Origin of the sequence: Brevibacillus brevis, from assembly GCF_900637055.1 — a bacterium.
In the GTDB taxonomy this organism is placed as follows: Bacteria; Bacillota; Bacilli; order Brevibacillales; family Brevibacillaceae; genus Brevibacillus; species Brevibacillus brevis.
Genome location: NZ_LR134338.1, coordinates 5186549 through 5206599, shown reverse-complemented (window position 1 = coordinate 5206599; position 20051 = coordinate 5186549). Strand labels below are relative to the sequence as shown.

21 protein-coding genes and 1 pseudogene are annotated in these 20051 nt (G+C 43.7%); 11 read left to right on the top strand and 11 right to left on the bottom strand.

Features of this window, described 5'->3' with window-relative positions:
• Positions 1–83: 83 nt before the first annotated feature.
• The 3 genes from EL268_RS25240 (at position 84) to EL268_RS25230 (ending at position 3029) form a co-directional block, all read left to right on the top strand.
• Positions 84–809, top strand: a complete 726-nt coding sequence (locus EL268_RS25240; protein WP_106654214.1) for a DsbA family oxidoreductase — start codon at positions 84–86, stop codon at positions 807–809.
• Between the two features lie 134 nt (positions 810–943).
• A complete protein-coding gene (locus EL268_RS25235; RefSeq protein WP_106654215.1) occupies positions 944–1483 on the top strand; it encodes an RNA polymerase sigma factor in 540 nt (179 codons plus the stop codon).
• Positions 1467–3029, top strand: a complete 1563-nt coding sequence (locus EL268_RS25230; RefSeq protein ID WP_106654216.1) for a YcdB/YcdC domain-containing protein — start codon at positions 1467–1469, stop codon at positions 3027–3029. The genes EL268_RS25235 and EL268_RS25230 overlap by 17 nt, the downstream gene beginning before the upstream one ends.
• 177 nt (positions 3030–3206) lie before the next feature.
• Here EL268_RS25230 and EL268_RS25225 read toward each other — a convergent pair whose 3' ends face one another.
• From EL268_RS25225 to EL268_RS25210, 4 genes are all read right to left on the bottom strand, one after another.
• Positions 3207–3779: a GNAT family N-acetyltransferase gene (locus EL268_RS25225; protein ID WP_106654217.1), complete on the bottom strand. Its 573-nt coding sequence runs from the start codon at positions 3777–3779 to the stop codon at positions 3207–3209.
• Positions 3780–3828: 49 nt separating this feature from the next.
• Positions 3829–4818 carry a phosphotransferase family protein gene (locus EL268_RS25220; RefSeq protein WP_106654218.1) on the bottom strand — a complete coding sequence of 330 codons (990 nt, stop codon included), beginning with the start codon at positions 4816–4818 and terminating at the stop codon, positions 3829–3831.
• 32 nt (positions 4819–4850) lie between these two features.
• Complete coding sequence (locus tag EL268_RS25215) at positions 4851–5642, bottom strand: aminoglycoside adenylyltransferase domain-containing protein (RefSeq protein WP_106654219.1); 792 nt, start codon at positions 5640–5642, stop codon at positions 4851–4853.
• Between the two features lie 157 nt (positions 5643–5799).
• On the bottom strand, positions 5800–6243 hold the full coding sequence (locus tag EL268_RS25210) for an Lrp/AsnC family transcriptional regulator (RefSeq protein ID WP_106654220.1): 444 nt from the start codon (positions 6241–6243) through the stop codon (positions 5800–5802).
• A gap of 198 nt (positions 6244–6441) precedes the next feature.
• On the opposite strand from EL268_RS25210, the pseudogene EL268_RS25205 reads away from it, so the two are divergent.
• From EL268_RS25205 to EL268_RS25195, 3 genes and pseudogenes are all read left to right on the top strand, one after another.
• Positions 6442–7446, top strand: a pseudogene (locus EL268_RS25205) (alkene reductase); the annotation flags it as partial.
• Positions 7447–7608: 162 nt separating this feature from the next.
• On the top strand, positions 7609–8352 hold the full coding sequence (locus EL268_RS25200) for a suppressor of fused domain protein (protein WP_106654222.1): 744 nt from the start codon (positions 7609–7611) through the stop codon (positions 8350–8352).
• Positions 8353–8444: 92 nt separating this feature from the next.
• Positions 8445–8897, top strand: coding sequence for a GNAT family N-acetyltransferase (locus EL268_RS25195; RefSeq protein WP_106654223.1), 453 nt, complete (start codon positions 8445–8447; stop codon positions 8895–8897).
• Between the two features lie 79 nt (positions 8898–8976).
• Here EL268_RS25195 and EL268_RS25190 read toward each other — a convergent pair whose 3' ends face one another.
• The 4 genes from EL268_RS25190 to EL268_RS25175 all read right to left on the bottom strand — a co-directional run bounded on the left by EL268_RS25190 (position 8977) and on the right by EL268_RS25175 (position 12431).
• Positions 8977–10056 carry a hypothetical protein gene (locus EL268_RS25190; RefSeq protein WP_106654224.1) on the bottom strand — a complete coding sequence of 360 codons (1080 nt, stop codon included), beginning with the start codon at positions 10054–10056 and terminating at the stop codon, positions 8977–8979.
• Complete coding sequence (locus tag EL268_RS25185; RefSeq protein ID WP_106654225.1) at positions 10043–10573, bottom strand: RNA polymerase sigma factor; 531 nt, start codon at positions 10571–10573, stop codon at positions 10043–10045. Before EL268_RS25185 ends, EL268_RS25190 begins: the two co-directional genes overlap by 14 nt.
• Positions 10574–10894: 321 nt before the next feature.
• Positions 10895–11479 carry a hypothetical protein gene (locus tag EL268_RS25180; RefSeq protein WP_106654226.1) on the bottom strand — a complete coding sequence of 195 codons (585 nt, stop codon included), beginning with the start codon at positions 11477–11479 and terminating at the stop codon, positions 10895–10897.
• Between the two features lie 151 nt (positions 11480–11630).
• Positions 11631–12431: a TatD family hydrolase gene (locus tag EL268_RS25175; protein WP_106654227.1), complete on the bottom strand. Its 801-nt coding sequence runs from the start codon at positions 12429–12431 to the stop codon at positions 11631–11633.
• Positions 12432–12717: 286 nt separating this feature from the next.
• Between EL268_RS25175 and EL268_RS25170 the strand changes: the two genes are divergently transcribed.
• Positions 12718–13215 carry a DUF2798 domain-containing protein gene (locus tag EL268_RS25170; protein ID WP_106654228.1) on the top strand — a complete coding sequence of 166 codons (498 nt, stop codon included), beginning with the start codon at positions 12718–12720 and terminating at the stop codon, positions 13213–13215.
• Positions 13216–13217: 2 nt separating this feature from the next.
• Here the strand turns inward: EL268_RS25170 and EL268_RS25165 are convergent, their stop codons facing one another.
• From EL268_RS25165 to EL268_RS25155, 3 genes are all read right to left on the bottom strand, one after another.
• On the bottom strand, positions 13218–15542 hold the full coding sequence (locus EL268_RS25165) for an ABC transporter permease (RefSeq protein WP_106654229.1): 2325 nt from the start codon (positions 15540–15542) through the stop codon (positions 13218–13220).
• A gap of 2 nt (positions 15543–15544) precedes the next feature.
• A complete protein-coding gene (locus EL268_RS25160) occupies positions 15545–16249 on the bottom strand; it encodes an ABC transporter ATP-binding protein (RefSeq protein ID WP_106654230.1) in 705 nt (234 codons plus the stop codon).
• A 275-nt stretch (positions 16250–16524) separates the two neighbouring features.
• Positions 16525–17232: a DNA alkylation repair protein gene (locus EL268_RS25155; protein WP_106654231.1), complete on the bottom strand. Its 708-nt coding sequence runs from the start codon at positions 17230–17232 to the stop codon at positions 16525–16527.
• A 159-nt stretch (positions 17233–17391) separates the two neighbouring features.
• Between EL268_RS25155 and EL268_RS25150 the strand changes: the two genes are divergently transcribed.
• The 4 genes from EL268_RS25150 (at position 17392) to EL268_RS25135 (ending at position 20029) form a co-directional block, all read left to right on the top strand.
• A complete protein-coding gene (locus EL268_RS25150) occupies positions 17392–18201 on the top strand; it encodes a TrmB family transcriptional regulator (RefSeq protein ID WP_106654232.1) in 810 nt (269 codons plus the stop codon).
• An 82-nt stretch (positions 18202–18283) separates the two neighbouring features.
• Complete coding sequence (locus tag EL268_RS25145) at positions 18284–19018, top strand: AzlC family ABC transporter permease (protein ID WP_106654233.1); 735 nt, start codon at positions 18284–18286, stop codon at positions 19016–19018.
• Positions 19009–19341: an AzlD domain-containing protein gene (locus tag EL268_RS25140; RefSeq protein WP_106654234.1), complete on the top strand. Its 333-nt coding sequence runs from the start codon at positions 19009–19011 to the stop codon at positions 19339–19341. The genes EL268_RS25145 and EL268_RS25140 overlap by 10 nt, the downstream gene beginning before the upstream one ends.
• A 106-nt stretch (positions 19342–19447) precedes the next feature.
• Positions 19448–20029, top strand: coding sequence for a type 1 glutamine amidotransferase family protein (locus EL268_RS25135; protein ID WP_106654235.1), 582 nt, complete (start codon positions 19448–19450; stop codon positions 20027–20029).
• Positions 20030–20051: the final 22 nt, after the last annotated feature.

Genomic DNA, 20051 nt, shown 5'->3' with positions numbered 1-20051 from the left:
TGTATAATGTGCATACGACGAATGATGCAGTTTGCGGTTTGCTGTTTTTTGGTCAGCACCGTTCAAATAGAGGAGGATGGAATATGAAAATTGAAATCTGGTCTGATTTTGCCTGCCCGTTTTGCTATATCGGAAAGCGCCGTCTGGAAGGAGCGCTGTCTCAATTTCCGCATAAGGATCAGGTAGAGGTCGTATATCGCAGCTTCCAGCTCGACCCGCAGATGGAACGCGATACGGATATGGACATGCATGAAGTACTGGCAGCCAAGTACAGCATTCCACTTACGCAGGCGAAGGGGATGAATGACCAAGTAACCCAAATGGCAAAAGGCGTCGGTCTCGATTATCATTTTGACACGATGATCCCGACCAATACATTCGATGCGCATCGCTTGACGCACTTTGCCCATGCTCATGGAAAAATGAAGGAAATGAAGGAGCGACTGCTGAAGGCGTACTTTACGGAATCTCTCCATCTTGGTGACCACGAGGTGCTGGCACAGCTTGCTTCTGAGGTAGGCTTGGACAAGGAAGCGACGCTCGCCATGCTGGCAGGAGACGAATACAGAGAGCAAGTACAAGAGGACAAACAAAGAGGCAACGATTTGGGTGTCACGGGTGTACCGTTCTTTGTTATTAATAACAAATATGCAGTCTCTGGCGCACAGCCAGGTGAAGTCTTTTTGGGCGCATTGAACCAGGTATGGGAAGAAGAAAGCGCAGCTCCTGCTCTGAAATTCGTGCAGAACGACGAGAAAAAAGACGAGCAATCCGGCGACAATTGCGCAGATGGCTCCTGCAAAATATAAGGTTTAGCTAGGCTACAACCGATTCCTAATAAGGAGTCGGTTTTTTTGTGGGAAAAATTTCATTTATCCTGAAACAAAAATCGACCTCATTCGAATAATGGTCAAAGTGAAAAACAGCAGAAGGGGGGAGCCTGTTGTCTGGGGATTTGGCAGAACGAATAGGGGTTATTTACGAGACCCACTATGATGATATCTACTATTTCTTGCTCTACTTTACGGGCAGACAAGAAGATGCAGAAGACATGGTGCAGGAAGTATTTTCACGACTATTAAAAATACTGCCGAGGTATGACGGTCGGGTCGCAATGAAGACATGGCTTTTTTCCATCGCCAAGCATGTCGCGATTGATCATTACCGCAAGCAAAAGTGGCAGCGTTTGTTCTCAGACAACTGGTTGGCCCTCATGAAGTCTACGGAGGGCCTTCCAGAAGAGGAACTGGAGACCAAAGAAGAGATGCACAGTATTCAACGGGCTTTGCAAAAGCTGAAGCCCGATCAGCGTATCATTGTGATTTTGCGATATATAAAGGAGTACAGCGTCAAGGAAACAGCCGAGATTTTGGCGATTCCAGAGACAAAAGTGAGAGTGGACTGTCACAGGGGACTAAAGGCGTTGCAGAAAATACTCGGCAACGCTTGCGAGGAGAGGATTGCCAATGAGTTTGCCAGATGAAAACCACGTAATCGAATTACTGAAGCAAGTCAGGCAGGAGAGCATCCCACCTCGTCAAGTGTGGAAGCAGATGGGGAAGGAAAGGCTCATTCGTGAGGCGTATCGCATGCAGCAAGCAGCAAAGGTCAAGCGAGTTGTCGCCGGAGCAGGTTCCCTTGCAGCAGCAGTATTCATGGGAGTTTGGCTAAGCTATGATTCACCGCTGAAGCCATCTGTTGCTACGCAAACAACCATCTCACCTCCTGCCGTCATAACAGCTACACCACCGCTTGCTAACCCTTCTCCGCCAGTTGAAAGCAAGGCTAAGCCACAGCAGGAGCAGGAAGCTGCCCCAAAAGTAGTCAACACAATTGTTCAAAACCAAACGGTTACACGTGATGCTCCACAGCCGCAGTCCGTAGCTCAGGAGCCTGCAACGGACTCAACAGATAGGAGCCAACCCACGCCAACACGTGAGAAATCACCATTGGAAGTACAGGCAGAGGCCTATTTGCAAAAGAAGCTGGGAGCACAGAGCAAGCAATTTGAAGTGGATCATGCTCACTCGAATTTGGCACAAGGGGAAGTGGCTTTTCGCAAAATCATCAACGGCATTCCTCTTCAGCAGAATAGCGCGATGGTCCGTATTTCCCCGAAAACGGGGGAAATGACCTTGCTTCTTTACCCTGATCTCGAAGATAGTGGCGTAGCGTCACAGCCTGCCAATCGTGACGGGACGATCGATAAAGTGAAGGCGGCCCAACAACTGGGGAGTACGCTTCGCCTCGCTTATGCAGGAAAGAAACAACCAGGGCTTCAATACGTAGTAGCATCAGATGTTTATGTGGACGCGAAAACAGGCAAGCTGATCGGCAAAGCGAGGGCAGAGAAAAAGTCCGTTGCTGTTTCGGGTCAAGGAAAGCCACTCGTGCTGAAAGCATCTGATGAGGTTGCAGAGCTGCTTGAGCGCAAGTTGGACATTAAGGTGGAACAAAAAGCATTCATCGGTGTAAATCCGAACGGTATTTCATACTCTTGGAACGATGGGCAGGGCAACAGCGTTTCTGTTGAGACGTCGAATGACGGAGCATTCCTCGGGTTTTCACAGATGACTGCAGATGGACGTAAGAACCAACGAGATATGACCTACGAACAGGCACAAACACTCGCGATAGCCCACTTGGAGAAATTCCTCCCCACAGATGTTCGTGAGTTGTCATTGGAAGCGTCGCAAGAGTCATCAAGAACTATTCAGTTTACCTTTGCACCGAAGGTCAACGGGATTCCCGTCATGGATCATCCTTATAAAGTGTCGGTCGAGCTGGCTAGCGGGCTTGTTACCGAGCTTACGGGCAATTTTTCGGATTTATCATGGATACAGGCTGATCAGAAAGCAAAAACGCTCTCCAAGGAAGAGGCACTTGATCGATTTGTGCAACATGCTCCACTGGAACTCGTGTACTTGCCAGCAGAAAAAGGGGCGGAGCCTGTACTTGCTTACCAAATCCGCCGGGATTCAGAACAGCCATGGGCAATAGAAGCCACGACAGGCAAGGTCATCAACTAAAAAGCCCGCAACGAGCCTCCATGAAAAGACGCTTCATGGAGGTTTTGTTTCTTACTGGCCGCAAGCTTACTGGCATTGGGACCGAACAGACATGTTACGAAGTCCAGTTGTCGCGATATTTTGGATATAATCGGACATATATGCCAAAAGGCTTCGCACCAAGTCGATGCGAAGCCTTTAGCGGGAAAACATGGGATAACTCGCGTACACATGTTGTTTGAAGCTTTCATAGTCCGAGGCATGTATATGAGAGTGGTGGTCGCTTTTACATACATGCTTCATGCCAAGGCGCTGAGCGAACCGATTGCCTGCTTCCGTGATATTATCCATGATGATCGATTGGATGCGGCACCCACTCTGCTCGACATGAGCCAGTACGTCGAGATAATGATGCAGCATCATGCGCAAGGCAGGGCTTTTCCGATAAGATTGATCGACAACGACACAGGACAGAAAATAATAGACTTGCTCGGGTGCAGTAGTTAAATCTTCGATATCCGCAGTCGTCATCAGGCTGTCTTTAAAAGTCCCTTGCGCAATTTGCAGGTAGATATGCGGCTTGACGGGAAGCAGGTTCATAAAAGCAATGATGCGCCCATTCTCTTCGATCGCAACGACGGAATCGGGACGAAACAAATACCAATTGTAGCTCTCTTGGTACGGTGTAATAAATTCAGCATCATAGTATTGAAGCTCGAGTTGTTCCATTTGTCTAAAATGCTCAAGGTGCAAATGCTCCATGATCTTCATAACCAAATCTCCTTCTTTACGTAAAGCGGCTTTGCCGTAGAGCTTCGGCTCACTGGATGCTTTCTTTGGTTAAATAGCGAATAGCTCGTTTGCGAGATCCTCGAGTGTGCGGATATCTTGCAAAGGCAAAACGATCAGGAAGCATGTAGAAAACGTCCATGGAATAGTGCTGCGTAAGCCCATGTGCTTGACGATAGAGGGCTTGCGCCATCGCTTTGTGGGCAAAATCGGTGGTCATCGGCCAATTGCTTGCCTCGAGAAATGCTTTCAGCAAGGTCTTGTCACAATCGAACAAATCCAGGTGCAGCTTGGCGAACTCATAGTGCCGATCTGTCGCTATCATATCGCCCCAATCGATTATTCCGCTGAGACGGCCATTCTCCACAAATACATGACGGAACATCAAGTCACCGTGGACGACGACAGGATCAAACGGTCCGAGCCTCGCAAGATAATCGTCGATTTGGGAAACCAAATGCGGCGGCAACGAGCTTTTTTTTGCAGCCGCAATCACATCCATGTCCGCCCAGTCTGCGTGTGTAGCGATCCCGGTTGGAGGTAGCGCATGGACTCTCGCCATTTGTTTTCCCAAGTCCGCAGCGACAGAGAGCTGTTGTTCGTAAGTTAGCTTGGCATTTTGCCAGGAAACGCCAGACATGCGTGTGGTAATCAAGTATGGCCATGGATGGTTGGCGTCATCGGACAGGTACCCTTCGGCAAGCAGTCTGGGTGCGGCAATTTCCAGGTCGTTGGCGAGCAAGGTCTGTGCAGCGCGTTCAACAGAATGGCTCTTGCGCCATGGTTGCAAGTATCCGAACAGTTTGACTACGACATCGCCGTATAGAAAGGATGGATACGTCCCGCCGATCCCAGCCACCAGCTCTCGATCTGCTTCGAACAGGCCGTGACGTTTCAGGATGTCAGCAATGTAGGGCATCCAGAAGCTGGTGTCGTTACTGTACAGTACGTATTCTTGCAAAGTTGTAAAAGTGGGAGGATGAACGGGTTTGTTCCTTGCTGAAAATGCTGAAACATCCATAAAAATCCCTCCTTGTATAGACGATTCTGTTGTTATTCCGTCTGATTAGGCCACAGCTCGCAGATATAGCGTATAAATCTCTGAGTTTCCTTTGCCCGCTTGATTCTGTTCGAAAACAAAGATGGTTCGTTTGGTTGGTAGCGTATTCGCAAGGATTCCTTCAGTAAAAGATGCCATTCACTGGGGAGTTCTTGCAGGGCTTGTTCTACGGCTTTTCTCTTCGGAATAATGTCCTCATGGATGAGCGCGTAATAGATTCGGCATAAGGTGAAAACGGCGAAATCTACCCATCCATCGAGCAAGAATTTCAGCATGCTTTTTCCTTTTGGCGACCAATAATCATGTACATTGTATTTCATCGTTTCCCCGACATCCAACCACTGGGTAGAGATGTGTAATGCTTCAACACTTTTCCCCATAACGGTAATGCCCTGTTGCTTGAGGATCCACCACGTCACATGATTGACATCATAGTGGCCGGATGATTTGAATGTCCCATTGTCAACGTAAGGATAAGGCGCCAAGGATGGATTGGTTTTACCGATGTCATCCAGCTGGATATACATGCCGTCCATTCTTTTGGCTAGTGGGCTGGCGTTCTGGAGAGCATGATGAATGTTCTTGAGGGTTTCTGTATCTTCATTGGTTAATCGTCTATGCAAGAGTGTTACAAAATCAATATCGCTGTTATCTTCCTCGAAGCCAGATAGAGCAATCGAACCATACAAATACACACCGCAGATGACATCAGGCAGTTCCGCCATGAGTCGTTGTGTATAGCCGTGCAATAAAAGTCTAACGTTTTCCGGGATTCTCGTGTCCATAAGGAATCTCCTTTTTGATATCAACATTAATTTGAGGTTCATCCTCTAACTATGCACATTGGCTCTTAGCTTCTGGTAATTTTTATGTACGGCCAAGTCGTTTATATAACAAGCAAAGGTTTAATCAGTCATGGCACGCAAAAAGCCGACAGGCTGTTTAGCACTCCTCGATCACAGAAGGAACGATCTTTTTCTGTTCGATTGGTGAGGACATGACGATTAAAGTCGTGGAATCCCCGTGTTCCCCGCTGGCATTGATAAACGCCTCCAAGGACTGCATGGAAGAAGTGACGACCTTCAGCAGGTAATTGTATTGTCCGCTGATTCTGTGCAGCTCCAACACATCTGGATACTCCTTGCAAAACTCGATAAATTTTTCACAGCGTTTTGTATGAAAAAGCAAATAGGCAGTGATATGTTTATTTGCTTTTTCCGGAGCGAGAATGGCACGATATTGCATGATGACGCCTTTGTCCTCCATTCTGCGAACTCTTTCCGTGGTAGCCGGTTGAGACAGGTTGACCAGTTTCCCTAATTCCGTCATGGAAATGCGGGCATTCTCCTGCAAAATCATGAGTATTTCCTTGTCCACTTGATCCATTCGCATACTCCCCTTTGCTTTTCATGAATTATCTCCATAATACCGTTGTTTTCAAGGGGAAAATAGCATAATTCCTTTCATGTCATCTGTAAAAGCAGCTGGCGATCCTATACGATGTAAGAAAATGACAGGTAAGGATGGGAGAGAGGAAAATGAAAATGGGAAACCAAGAATTGCTGCAACCGATTCGCATAGAAGCTGCGCAATCGAATCGCAATGGCCCCAATGACACGCACCTTCGCAGATGACCAGACGGGAGTAGTTGGTCCTGAGGTCGTCGAATATTATCGGAAGCGAGCAGCAGACGGTGTGGGTTTGATTATAACAGAGGGAATCGTCATTAGTCCTCGTGCAAAAGGAACGAAGGGTGTTCCAGGCTTGTTTACCATGGAACAAATAGAAGGCTGGAAAAAGGTCACAGACGCAGTTCATCAGGCGGGGGGAGTGATTGTTGCACAAATTTGGCATGTCGGACGGCTGTCACACCATGAAATCGCTGGAGGCTTGCCCCCGCAAGCTCCTTCTGCACTGCGAGCAGAGGGTCATGTCCATCGCTTGGGCAAACCTTACGATATCCCGGAAGAGATGTCGCTCGCCGATATTCAAGAAGTGATTCAGCAGTATGCGCAGGCTGCTCGCCATGCAAGGATGGCAGGCTTTGACGGCGTTGAGATTCATGGTGCACATGGCTATTTGATTGATCAGTTTAATTCGGATACATCCAACCACCGCCAAGACAAATACGGCGGAGATTTGCGCCAACGCTTGACCTTCATGAAAGAGGTGGCGAAAGCAGTTATTTCCGAAGTGGGTGCTGAAAGAACGATTATGCGCTTCTCGGCGTTGAAGGATGATCAGCGTGAGTATATGTGGGAGGACCCAGTCGCGGCTGTTCAAACCTTCGTAGAGGCATTTAAGGAAGCGGGATTAACGATGCTTCATCCTTCCACAATGAATTTTGATCAAGTGATTGCAGAAGGCAAAACACTGCACGAGCTCGTCCGCCAATACTGGGATGGCATCATCATAGGCGTGGGCGATTTAACTCCTGATCGTGCCGAGCAGGCTGTACAGGATGGAATAATGGATGTGGCGGCATTCGGACGGCCATTCCTGGCCAATCCTGACTTGGTTAGTCGCGTTAAGCAGGGAGAAGACTTAGTCGCTTTTAATGGACGGGAGCATTTGCAAGTGTTGGTATAAGGAGTGTTAGCAAGAGGGGGCTAATCACCCTCTCTTTTTTGTGAAAGTTGATTCGAAATTCTCTTGCAAGAATTGCGAATATAAGGTAAATGTTGGAGGTATCTCATGCCGATACAATAGAGAGGACCCTGCGTCTAAATGATGAGAAGGTGAGGATTTGCGATGAATTTTTTCAAGAAGCTATTCGGCGGTACGAACAACGGAGAAAAGTCAAAGGACGGCACCACGATTTACACATATAACGAACAAGCTGATTACGAACCGCCAGCTCCCATGGAATATGTAGAAGAAATTGTTGCCCACTTTGAAACAGTATTTGCGGGAAGAGAAAGCAGTGTTTTTCACGAAATTATTTCCGATATGATACATATTGATGTGAATGTAATGAGTCCTACAGAAGAAGAACCATTTTGGGTTCTGTATACGACTGGGATGAGTGATTTACCGATGACGATCCCGGATGAAATACAGGAGCAGATGGAAGAGAATTTCGATCGGGCAGAACTGATGATGTTTTTGCCTGCTTCCTGGGAGCTGACACAAGAGTCACTACAGGATGAAAACAACTACTGGCCGATCAGGCTGATGAAGCAAATGGCTCGTTTTCCTCACCAGTACAATACATGGTTGGGATACGGACATACGATACCGAATTATGAGAACTATGAACCGTATGCGGATGGCACGGGCTTAAATGGAGTCGTTCTGTTTCAGCTATCCGAAGAGATCAGCGTCATTCCCACCAAGGATGGGAACAAGGTTCATGCCTATTTCTTGATTCCTTTGTATAAAGAAGAGATGGAATATAAATTGGAGCATGGCATGGATGCGCTGTTGGATAAATTGTTTGAGCTGGACGATGATGCGCTGATTTTGAATCCAAATAGAAGAAATACGTGCAAGTAAAAATATATGAATTCCCCACCCCCTTTTAGCTAAAGGGGTTTTCTTGTAAGATGTTAGAATAATCCCACAACGGATCTAATTGGAGGTAGACGATGATTCATTTTCGAGTCGCAACAGCAAAAGACCTGAATAGAATTGTGCAAATGCTTGCGGACGATGAACTAGGCAAGACGAGAGAGCGTTACGAAACGCCGCTACCAGAAAGCTACATAAAAGCGTTTGAATCCATTGATGCAGACCCCAATAATGAATTGATTGTGGCGTGCCGTGATGAGGAAATTATTGGTGTTCTACAGATTACGTTTACGCCTTATCTAACACATCAAGGTAGCTGGAGAGCGACGATTGAGGGGGTTCGGACTGCATCTACGGAAAGGGGTCAAGGAGTTGGGAGCAAGTTAATCGAATGGGCGATTAAACGGGCGAAGGAGAGGGGCTGCCATCTGTTTCAACTAACGACAGATAAACAACGAGAAGATGCGTTGCGCTTTTATGAACGATTAGGTTTTAAAGCGACGCATGAGGGGCTGAAAATGAAGCTGTGAATCGACTAACGAAGTAAAAAATAACGGGTTCCATATACGAGATATAGAACCCGTTGCTCCTGGCTATGACCAAGACAAGTCAGTCCCTTTCTATACCTATCCCATAAACAGTTCCAACATCCCTATCAAAAAGCTTTATGGATAAACGTGGTTTGCCAGGACTGTCACTTCTCAATATATAGCCGCCCCAATCCTTGCCGCCGTAAGCCTTATACCCAGTGGTGTCTATGCCAAAAATATCTTGAATAAGCGGCTTTGTGACGGGAATTGCTTCGTCGATTGATTTGATAATGATGTGGTCCGTTACATACTGCACATCATATACTTGGCCTGTTTGTGCTCCGACTTCCACCGAATATCTCTCGTGCTCGTTGTGAAACGTCCATCTATCTTCTTTCGCATCTGATGATTTGATGGCTAGGGTGAAGGAGAGACCATTTTTTTTGGAGAAGCGCGTCAAAGCTTTTTGCGCGATGTACAGAGACTTTTGATCTGCATCCTTAGGGTTGTAATTCAAGGTATAATCAAGGACTTTGTTTGTAGATAAATCAACATTAACATCCTGATCTTTTTCCAACTCAAAGCTTAGAATGGCTAAGTCTTTTCTTTTAACGAATTCGGCTGTTTCGAAGTTAATCGGTTGTTTCGTATTGTTATAGGCATTTCGTGCAGTCTCTACATATTTATGATAAGGCTCCGTCAATTCATGGATGGCAAAAGTTGCTTTGAGGGCAATAACTTCTGTCGTATCAGGCTTAAAAAGCACCCAGCTTGCGTCATCCTTTGTCTGTACAGCAAAGGACTCTTCGTTTTTCTCGATCTCTTCAAAAGGAAAGTTCTTCTCAATGCCACTCGCCGTAGTGATTGCCTGCTGGGCAGCCGTAAAATACTTTTGCTCTTCGGGAGTTAAAGCTGCACTGCTCGTTGATTCTGCCGGGGTAGAAAATGGTTTCATCCAGAAAAAACCGAGCAACAGGCCGCAGGTGATCAGCCCTTTTGCCATCCAGCCATAGTACATTCTTCGTTTGTTCACTTTTTGAAGTCTACCTCCTTCTTCTCGCACACCCTTTAATATTGCTTGGCTTCGTTCTCGGGAAAGGATTTGCTCCGGGAATTGATTCAATTCTTCCAGAATGATCTGCTCATCACAGGATGGCATCGTTCATCACCTCCGCAATCGAAACATGCATCTTGTTTTGAATCGCTTTAATTGCTCTGTGCAAAGTAAGATTGACCTTGGCTTCCGTCCATCCCAAAACCTCCGCAGTCTCCTTGCTCGATAATCCCTTGATCCCTCTGAGTATCAACACGTCCCGATAAGAAGGTTTTAACTGATTGATCATTTCATAGAGTAGACGCTTGTTTTCACTTAACATCAGCGACTCTTCCGGTGTTTTGTCGTGCGAGACGAGATGCTGCAAGAAGATATCCGGCAACCAGCTGATTAGCTTTGTTTTGCGTCTTTCATCAATTGCTATGTTTCGTGCTATGGCAAACAGCCACGTTTTGGGATTCTCAACCTCTGTTCCCTGCATAGCTTTCAGGGCACGAATAAAGGTCTCTTGAACCAGATCGTCGATGTCTGTTCGTCCCGTATAATAGACGAGAAACCGATATACATCTTGGCTGTATGTAAGAAACCACTGCTCAATTCGTGCGCCAAAATGATCATCCACTGGTGTTCCACCTCCTTGTCACTGTATAGACGGAGTAGCTGCTGACAATCTTTCACTTTCATGAAAAAAATGAGACACCCCGGATAATCAGTCAGGTGTCTTTGCTCTATCGTATAGGTCTAGTAGGCGGGGAAGATCAGCTGGGCTGTTGTCCCTTTATCCGGTTCCGATGCAAAGCGGAGCTCTCCCCATGACCCGGATCACCTCTCGTAAAGCATAGCATGGGGATGTAATCGAGTTGTAAAAAATTAGATGAGCCAAAAAACAGCCGTAATAAAAAGCGGGACGCAGATTAGTCACGTCCCACTCTAGTAGCGGTCTCTAGCCCATAAAAGTGATTTGAATTTTTGTGTTAAACCGATCGGTAACAACCCAGCCTGCTGGAATCTGTTGATTATACCTGATCCATAGCTTCGCTCCCTTTGGCGCTTTTTGAATACTCGTAATTTCAAATTTATCGGTTGTACTATCTGTAATGACCCATCCTTGGGGCATGATTTGATTGTTTCGTACCCACAGTTTATCTCCGTAACCTGCGCCTTGTGTATAAATTATTTGAAGAGAAGTACCACTGCCATCTATAACAGCCCATCCGTCGGGAATCCGCTGGTTGTACTTGATCCAGAGTGTCGATCTGTACGTAGCTCCAATCACGCATGTAATTTCGAATTGAGTGCTAGTACTGTCGGTAATCACCCAGCCTTGCGGGACCAGTTGATTGTTTTTGATCCACATTTTCTCTCCATAAGAGGCGCTCGCTGATAGGGATTGTTTTAGTGGTGAATAGGATGAAGTATTTTGTTCGGACGAGTTCGAAAGCGTTGGTTCTGCAGCCTGAGTAGGAAGTGTGAAAGACAGGACAACTAAGAAAAGACCTAGACTTAAAGCCATACTTTTTTTAAGCATAAACAAACCACCTTTCTTTTATTTTCATCCATTATTTGTAATTTAAATCTATTTTTAACAATCGTAAAGCGACGTTTTTGTGAAATACTCTATATTCATTGCCTTGTCACAAAATGAAAAAGAGGGCACGAGTCCCTCTTTCGAAAACTACCTATACGTTAAAAAATTCTTTCGCAGTCTTGGTAGTAGCGTTGGCCACTTCCTCTGGGCTCAATCCCATGCATTGGGCGACCGCGTGCAATATATGTCTCAGATACACTGGCTCATTCCGACCATCCACAGGCTTTTCTTTTAAATCACGAGGAGTTAAAAATGGCGCGTCCGTTTCAATCATCAAACGATTCAAAGGAATCTTTTTCACAAGCTCCCGAAGATGTTTCCCACGTCTTTCATCACAAATCCATCCCGTAATCCCGATATGAAAGTCCATTTCTAAATAGGTGTCCAATTCCTTGGAGGTGCCGGTAAAGCAGTGTACAACCCCGCGATCGATATTTTGACGATGCTCTTTGAGAATCGAGACAAAATCAAGATGAGCATCGCGTTCATGCAAAAACAACGGCAGTTGAAGTTCTGTGGCCAGGGAAATTTGTTCGATGAACCACTTTCTTTGAATATCACGAGGGGAGAAGTCACGGTTATAATCCAGCCCGCACTCTCCAATCGCTACCACATGGGGAAGAGATGCCAGTTCTCTTAATTTCTTGATCGTCGATTCATCACAGCTTTTTGCATCGTGAGGATGAATACCTGCTGTGGAGTACAGCTTTCCTTTGTTGCGACTCGCATAGCGTGAAGCATCTATGCTGTTTCTCAAGCTTGTCCCTGTCAAAATTAATGGGTAAATGCCTTGTTTCTCTGCTCTGGCAACGACCTCATCGCGATCTTGGTGAAAGGAGCGGTGCATCAGGTTTACGCCTATATCGATGATCTGTGTATCCAAGAGAATCAATCCTTCCCAGTAAGAGGTATGAGTACGTACTGATTTTCACTAAAATTCCTATTTTTGGTTGTTTTTCATTATAACTGATCGAGTTGTGATGTTCTAGAGACGAAAAAATCCTCCCTGCGGTGACAGAGAGGACTCGTTGCTTTCTATTCTCACGAAGGAATGGCATCTAATGCTCCCCTTGCCAATTGCGCCAAATCCACTAAAAATGTTCACGAAATGTTCACTTATGAAGAGAGGTTTGCAATCACTATAATAGCAAAGTGTTAAAAAGAAGGGATGATGAGATATGCATGCAGAAACAAGACTTCCTAGAAACGGAAAAGAGGGTATCCTATTTTTATTGATTATTTCAATCCTCTCCGTAAACATTATTGCGCCTATTATAGTTGGGTTGGAACGTGGGTTTAGCAAAGAAGTTTATTTAGACACAGTAAAGATAATCCCTTTTATGTGGGTCATTGTTGTTCTACTGGTAAAACTGGTTGCCGGACCGATTGTAAGCAAAGTGATGCCAAAATTCGTGGGACAGACAGATGGGTTTAATGCCAGAGTGTTACTAAATATTTTGCTAAATGTTACGATCTTATCTATTTTGTTGTCCATTATCGGAATGTGGGTTGGCACGAAGGAAATAAGTCTGGAACCGTTTCGAAACTTCCTTCATAACTGGCCGAGAAACTTTGGTATCGCATTTTGGGTTGAAATATTGATTGCCCACCCAATAGCCAGATTTGCCATGAAAACAATACACGCAAGACAGGCACGTAAAGCAGTTAGTCGATAGTTTTAGTCTACTCCTTTTAAGGATTCAATCATATTGATGTTGGATACTTTTCTTTGAAGGAGCAAGTTGGACAGAATCGTAAGCAAGTAGGCAAGAATAACAGAAACCAATAGGATAGGAATCGTTAATTGATCCGGGATTTGTTGATGGGTACTGGACAGTGCTTTGACAATCATGGAATAAACATAGCCACTTATCGGTAAAGCTACAAGGATCGCAAATGTAGTGAGTATCATGTTTTCAAAAAAGATAAGCCTGTTTATTTTATGTTTTTGATAGCCTAAAACCTTAAGTGTTGCAAGCTCGCGATTCCTTTCATAAATGTTGATGGAAGAGATCGTGTAGATCGCGCCAAAAGAGAGGATAACCGCGCAAACAATAAACATGATAAATACAAAATTGTTTTGTTTCAAAATATATTCAGCGGTTTTCTTTAGATCATCTCTATCTGCAATGGTTTCTACATGAGGATCTTGTTCAAAGAAGTTACGAACGCTTATAAGATCTACAGAGCTATTTGCCTGAACGAAAAGGGAGGTTGGACTGTAGTCTATGCCAAAGCTCTTTAAATAGTCCGGTGTGATATAAAACGAAGGATTCGAAAACTGCGTAGATATATGTAAAACCTTCATATCTACAGCTTTGTTTGTAAGGGCTGGTTCTTTGAACGTTATTTGGATGATATCTCCTGCTGAAATATGATATTTGTCGGCGTAGGATTTGGGTACCAGCACACCATTATTATCTAAAGTGATCCGATTATCATTTTCGTCAAAGAATTGAATGAGAGTGTTTTCTTTTTCAGTAACAACGAGAGTGGCATTATCTTTTTCATCACCTTTTATGAATTCAACAGGAAAGGTGGATAAATAATAATGATTTTTCATACCGGAGGGGAGCTTTACCGTATCAGTAGATGTTCCCACCGTATAATCTACTCGTAAATCATACGTATAGACATCTTCAATTTGGCTCGCTACTTTTTGCAGGGCAGATTGAGTGCCAAAAGCCGTTATCAATAAGACCGTGCTTACAACAACACCAATTGAGCTCGCTATAGCTTTTTGTTTATTTAGGAAAATATTTCTCAAAATGAGTTTGTAGCTATAGGAAATATGACTCCAAATACCCGGAATTCTTTCTATAAACAGCGTTTTCATCTTCTTTGGCGGTTTGGGACGCATAGCCTGAGCCGCACGTTCTTTTAACAGGGTTCTTCCACTGAAGTAACACGCTAGGATTCCAAAAGCGCTGGAGAAAATAATGGGAGGAATGAAAGAATAAAAAGAAAGGGAGTATGTAATGCCAGGCAGAGAGTAGGCTCTTGCACTCGATGCAGTTACGAATGGAACAAATACGAGAGCGGCAATCGTACAACCGATGATTGAGCCTATGATACCTGCCAGCACAGGGTATCCCATGTAATGAAGCATGATGCTTCTGTTTTTAACACCTAAAGCCTTCATAATCCCTATTTGGTTTCTTTGAGAATCAATCATTCTCGACATGGTAAGATACAGGATAATCGCTACAATCAAAAAGAGAACGAAAGGGATAACCATACTCATCAATTGATTATTCTGGATCGTTTCATTTATTTTCGAATAGCTGAAAGTCCGTTCTTTACTGACTTGGTTTACATAAGTAAGATGTTTGGATTGTGCTTCAATGGATTGACCTAATTTATCAATATCGTAACCTTCTGCAGCATCGATCATGATTTCATTATAGGAAAGGCCACCTAAGATTTCAGAAATTGTTGCTTCGGCAATATAAGCGAATCCGTAGGTTTTATGGTCTTGTATTTCGTTCTTTTTTGCATGTTCAACATTCTCACCCAAGCCGCTAATGGTAAATGTAAAATTCCTTTCATTGACGCTAATACTGATTTCATCACCGACTTGAAAAAGATGTTCTTTCGCATAACGAGAATCTAATAATATCTCATTCTTTTTTGACGGGATTCTGCCCTCAATCATAGCAATCGTGTTAATTTCGTTTTTGACAGGGATGGAATGAATTTTCAAAGAAGCTTTTACATCTTCAAAGGCTTGCGTGGCATCAAAGGTATAACGTGCTTCCATTTTTTTAATGCCTTCTATTTCACTTAAAACAGCGACATCATTTTTGGAAATTTGATTGTAAAATACATGTAGGTCGCTTACGTTATGTTCTTTAAAATAACCTTCTGTATAAGCACTAAGATTATTGCTATACGTTACTAGCCCCCCGTAGAAAAAGGCTCCTACTGCGATAACCAAAACAAAGGCGATAAATTGCCCGATCGACTGTTTTATATCCCTTACTAATTTTAAAAATAATTTCATTATCACCACTCAATCCCTTCCACACTTTGCTTTTCATGATTAATGGTAACGCTTTCAATCATTCCGCTTTTCACCTTAATAATTTTGTCAGCCATAGGAGCAATAGCAGAATTATGTGTGACCAAGACGACGCACTTTTTCGTTTCTTTGTTCAAATCCTGGAGAAGCTTTAGGACGGACTTACCTGTCATATAATCCAATGCTCCGGTTGGTTCATCACAAAGTAAAAGCAAAGGATTTTTGGCAACAGCTCGCGCGATCGCAACTCTTTGTTGTTCGCCACCAGAGAGCTGGGAAGGGAAGTTTTTCATACGATTTTGTAATCCAACTTTATGTAAAATCTCTTTCGCATCCAGATGGTTTTTACATACTTCCGTAGCAAACTCAACATTTTCGAGAGCGTTTAAATTCGGAATTAAGTTATAGAATTGAAAGACAAAGCCGACTTTCTCACCGCGGTATTGCGTTAATTTTTTTTCGTTGAACCTGGTGATTTCTTGATCGCCAACAAATACTTGACCTGAGGTAGCCGTATCCATTCCGCCTAACAAATTCAAAATCGTACTTTTACCGGCCCCACTTGCACCCAAAATAACGACGAATTCTCCCTCTGCTATGGAAAAATCAGCACCATTCAGTGCCTTGATTGGGACTTCTCCGATTTTGTATTCTTTCGTTACTTTTTTGAATTCGATTAACGTCTTCACGGAATACATCTCCTCGTATCTTATTTTTGAAACTTAAGTACCATAATATACCAACGGAGAGTGGTTACATCCCGCAGTCGATGTATTTTGACATCGGTCTCCAGAAGGAGTTTGCTCTCGCTTGTCAGAAAAAAGCCTCTACACGACCAGTATCGCCTTTAAATTCGCCTACTATTACAAATAGAACGTCTTCGACTTGCTCGCAAAAAAACGGAGCAACCTCTAAAGGGCTACTCCGTGTCCATACTATTTCCTTACGAGAAACCAACGGGGAATTAACACCTCACATGTTTCCGTTTGAAGCCAAGCTGACCTTTACTTACTGCCTTTTGAATATTATCAAAAGCGTTTAGGAACTTACTTTTTGCTTTGTCTTTTTGGACTTCTACCGGACCTACTGCCTTTGCGATTTCGACCGCCTTATCGTGGAGTGGCAAATAGGAAGTAGCCACGGTGTAAATAAAATTATTCATAGCGTATTTCGTTCGTTCGGGTGAATCGTGAATCGTATTTTTCACAGTATCAAGCATATTGGCAATTTTGCTTTCGGAAAATTCACGATCTGGGCGATTACCCAAAAGCCAGCAGTAACAACTCCAGCCCGCAGACATCCTGAGCTCTTCGCCGCTTGTAATCCATTGATCGGCAACTTCTTGGGCAATATCTGCTTCAGATAAGGTTACTGCAACCACATAATCGGACAGCATATAAAAATAGGCCTTATCTATCCATCGATCAAAATCGGCTTTGGTCATTGCTTTTGGGTCTGCAATCACACCGGCAAAGTACATGGCGTCGTAGTTCCCGGTAGCGTAAAGCTGCTCAGCCAAGGGTTGATTGATCTTGATTTTTTTCGCCATCGGCTTCATAGCGCCTGTAGCCACGCCAAAAAGTGGTTCGTGAGCGCCATTGGATAGATAAATTTTCTTGGTTCGTTCCTTGCCGAGAGCCTCAAGCTCTTGCATGACCGTTTCTACATCCATCGTATATCACTTCTTTCGTTGTTTTCTCTGCTATACAATTTAAGTAAACCCCCCTTAAATTATTGACTATATTCTTAGTGATTATTATAATAACCACCATAGAAAGTAGAGGTTATTGTTATAATCACTAAAGATGCGTATTCAAGGTGGTGGTTTTCTTTGGATGAGTTTTATAAAGAACTTCAGAAATTGGGATTTTCACAATATGAATGCAAAGCATATATCGGGCTTTTGAAGCAGTCGCCTATAACTGGATATGAGATTAGTAAAAGATCGGGTGTACCTCGTTCCATGATTTATGAAGTATTAGGGAAATTGTTAGATAAAGGAGCAGTTTATACGGTACCATCTGAACCTTTGACCTACTCTCCTTTGCCAGCTAAAGAATTAATCGCTCGATTGCGTAATTCCTTCGAGCAATCATTTGATTACCTTGAAAAAAATCTATCTGCATTAGAAAGTGAACAGCAAGTAGATGTGGTTCGACGTATTAGTAGTGATGAACTGGTTATCACAGAAATGGTCGATATGATAAACAAAGCCCGAGAAGAACTATGGTTATCGATTTGGCAACCACAGGTTTCCTTTATTAAACAGGGTGTAGATAAGCGGGTAAAAGAGGGTGTCCCTGTATTTTCCATTTTGTTTGGAGCACCTGATACCGAGTTAGGTGTAACCACTCATCATAATTACATGTCTCCAAAAGTAGCAGAGGAACGTATGAGTGGCCGTTTAACCATTGTCTCCCGGGACAATGAAGAAGTATTAATAGCAAATTTCGCTCCAAGTACCGCTGCATGGGCTATAAAAACACAAGACCCAGCACTTGTATTAGTAGCAATAGAGTACATCAGGCACGACATTATGTTTGCACAATTAGTTAAGGAAATTGGCCCCGAGAAAGCCGAAGCTCTCTGGATTAACCATCCTGACCTGTTCCAAGTGGTTACAGGAAAACGGTTCAAGTAATTTGAACCGTATTTTCTTTCACTTTTTCATAGTAGTTATAATAATAACTCCTTGAATATGAATAAGACTACGGAGGGATAAAATGGGTTTAGCAAACGACCAAATCGAAACGGTAGCAGATTCAAGAGATAAGGATACTTTTCGCCAAGGTGTAAAGGATTGTGTCCCTACATTGCTCGGTTATTTAAGTATTGGATTTGCTGCTGGTGTTATCGAAAGGACAGCGGGTCTTAGTATCGCTGAGATAGCCCTGATGTGTTTAATTCTTTATGCTGGCTCAGCCCAATTTATCGCTGCCGGAATGATGGCAGCAAGCAGTTCGATTACCACCATTATTATTACGATCTTCTTTGTTAATCTTCGGCATCTTTTACTTAGTGCAGCCCTAGCACCATATTTTCGGCATCTTTCTCCGCTAAGGAACATGCTGGTAGGGTCTCTACTGACCGATGAGTCGTTTGGTGTTGCCATCAACGAAGCTGCAAAAAAGAATTACATTAGTGAAAAATGGATGCACGGTCTAAACATAACGGCTTATCTAAACTGGTGCGTAGCCAATATAGCCGGAGCATTCTTCGGACAATGGATTTCAAATCCTGAAAAATTTGGTTTGGATTTTGCCTTAACAGCGATGTTTATTGGACTTCTGGTACTTACGATGTTAAGTCGAAAGAAAATTAGACGTGATGTGGTTGTTGCGATAATCGCAGTTGTTATTGCTGTGGGAACCAGTTCAGTGTTGTCTGGCAGTATGGGAGTTATTGTTGCTACAATTTTTGCTTCAACGATAGGGATGGTGATGGAAAAATGGAAGTAAGATTGGATGTTTTTTTGATGATTGCAGGAGCAGCTATTGTTACATTCATCCCTAGAGTCCTACCTCTCATGGTACTGAGTCGTTTTCAATTGCCAGAGTGGGCAACACGATGGTTAAGCTATGTCCCCATATCTGTTATGGCTGCTCTCGTAGCTCAAGAGATATTTAAACATGGTGAAAAGATTTCTTTTTCTACAAATAACGTTGAACTTTTAGCAGCCATACCAACCTTTTTCATTGCGATAAAAACACGTAGTTTAATGGCAACTGTACTCGTGGGCATTATTTCTTTGATGGTTTTACGTTTTCTGTTTTCATCTTGATCGCTGCAAGATGTTCATGTGATTGCCGTTTTCTTTCCTGACCATAACTGTCAGTGATGTTGGTTTACAATTCATTTGTACAAAACGCTACAGGGAGGGAATCACTTTGAAGGAAGTGTTCATTTTTATTACGGATGGTTTTGCTGATTGGGAGGCAAGTTACGTCAGTTCAGAGCTGAACAAGCCAGGAACAGGATATCGTGTAAAGACAATCGCCATTGATCAGGAACCTAAAGTTTCGATGGGGGGGTTAACGGTTCTTCCAGATTATAGCGTAAACGAATTCAATCCGAATGTGGATATCGCCATGTTAATCATACCTGGCGGAACGGGATGGAGAGAAGAAAAGAATCAGCAAGCAAAAGTAGTGGTTGATTATTGTGTGAGCAAGGATATTCCTGTCGCTGCCATCTGTGATGCTACGACTTTTTTAGGGAATCACGGATATTTGGACAATCATAGACATACAGGCAATACGTTAGCTTATTTGAAGGAAGGAGCTCCGAACTACAGAGGAGATCAACATTATGTAGAGGGTCAGTCAATCCGAGACGAGAATCTCATCACTGCGAATGGAAGCGGTGCATTGGAGTTTTCAAGACATATTTTGGAGAGATTGGGGGTATTGGAAGGCGAGGAATTGAATCAATGGTACGAATTGTTTAAAAAGGGGTACTTTTCGTCTTAATATTTTGGTTAATAGGAAAGCA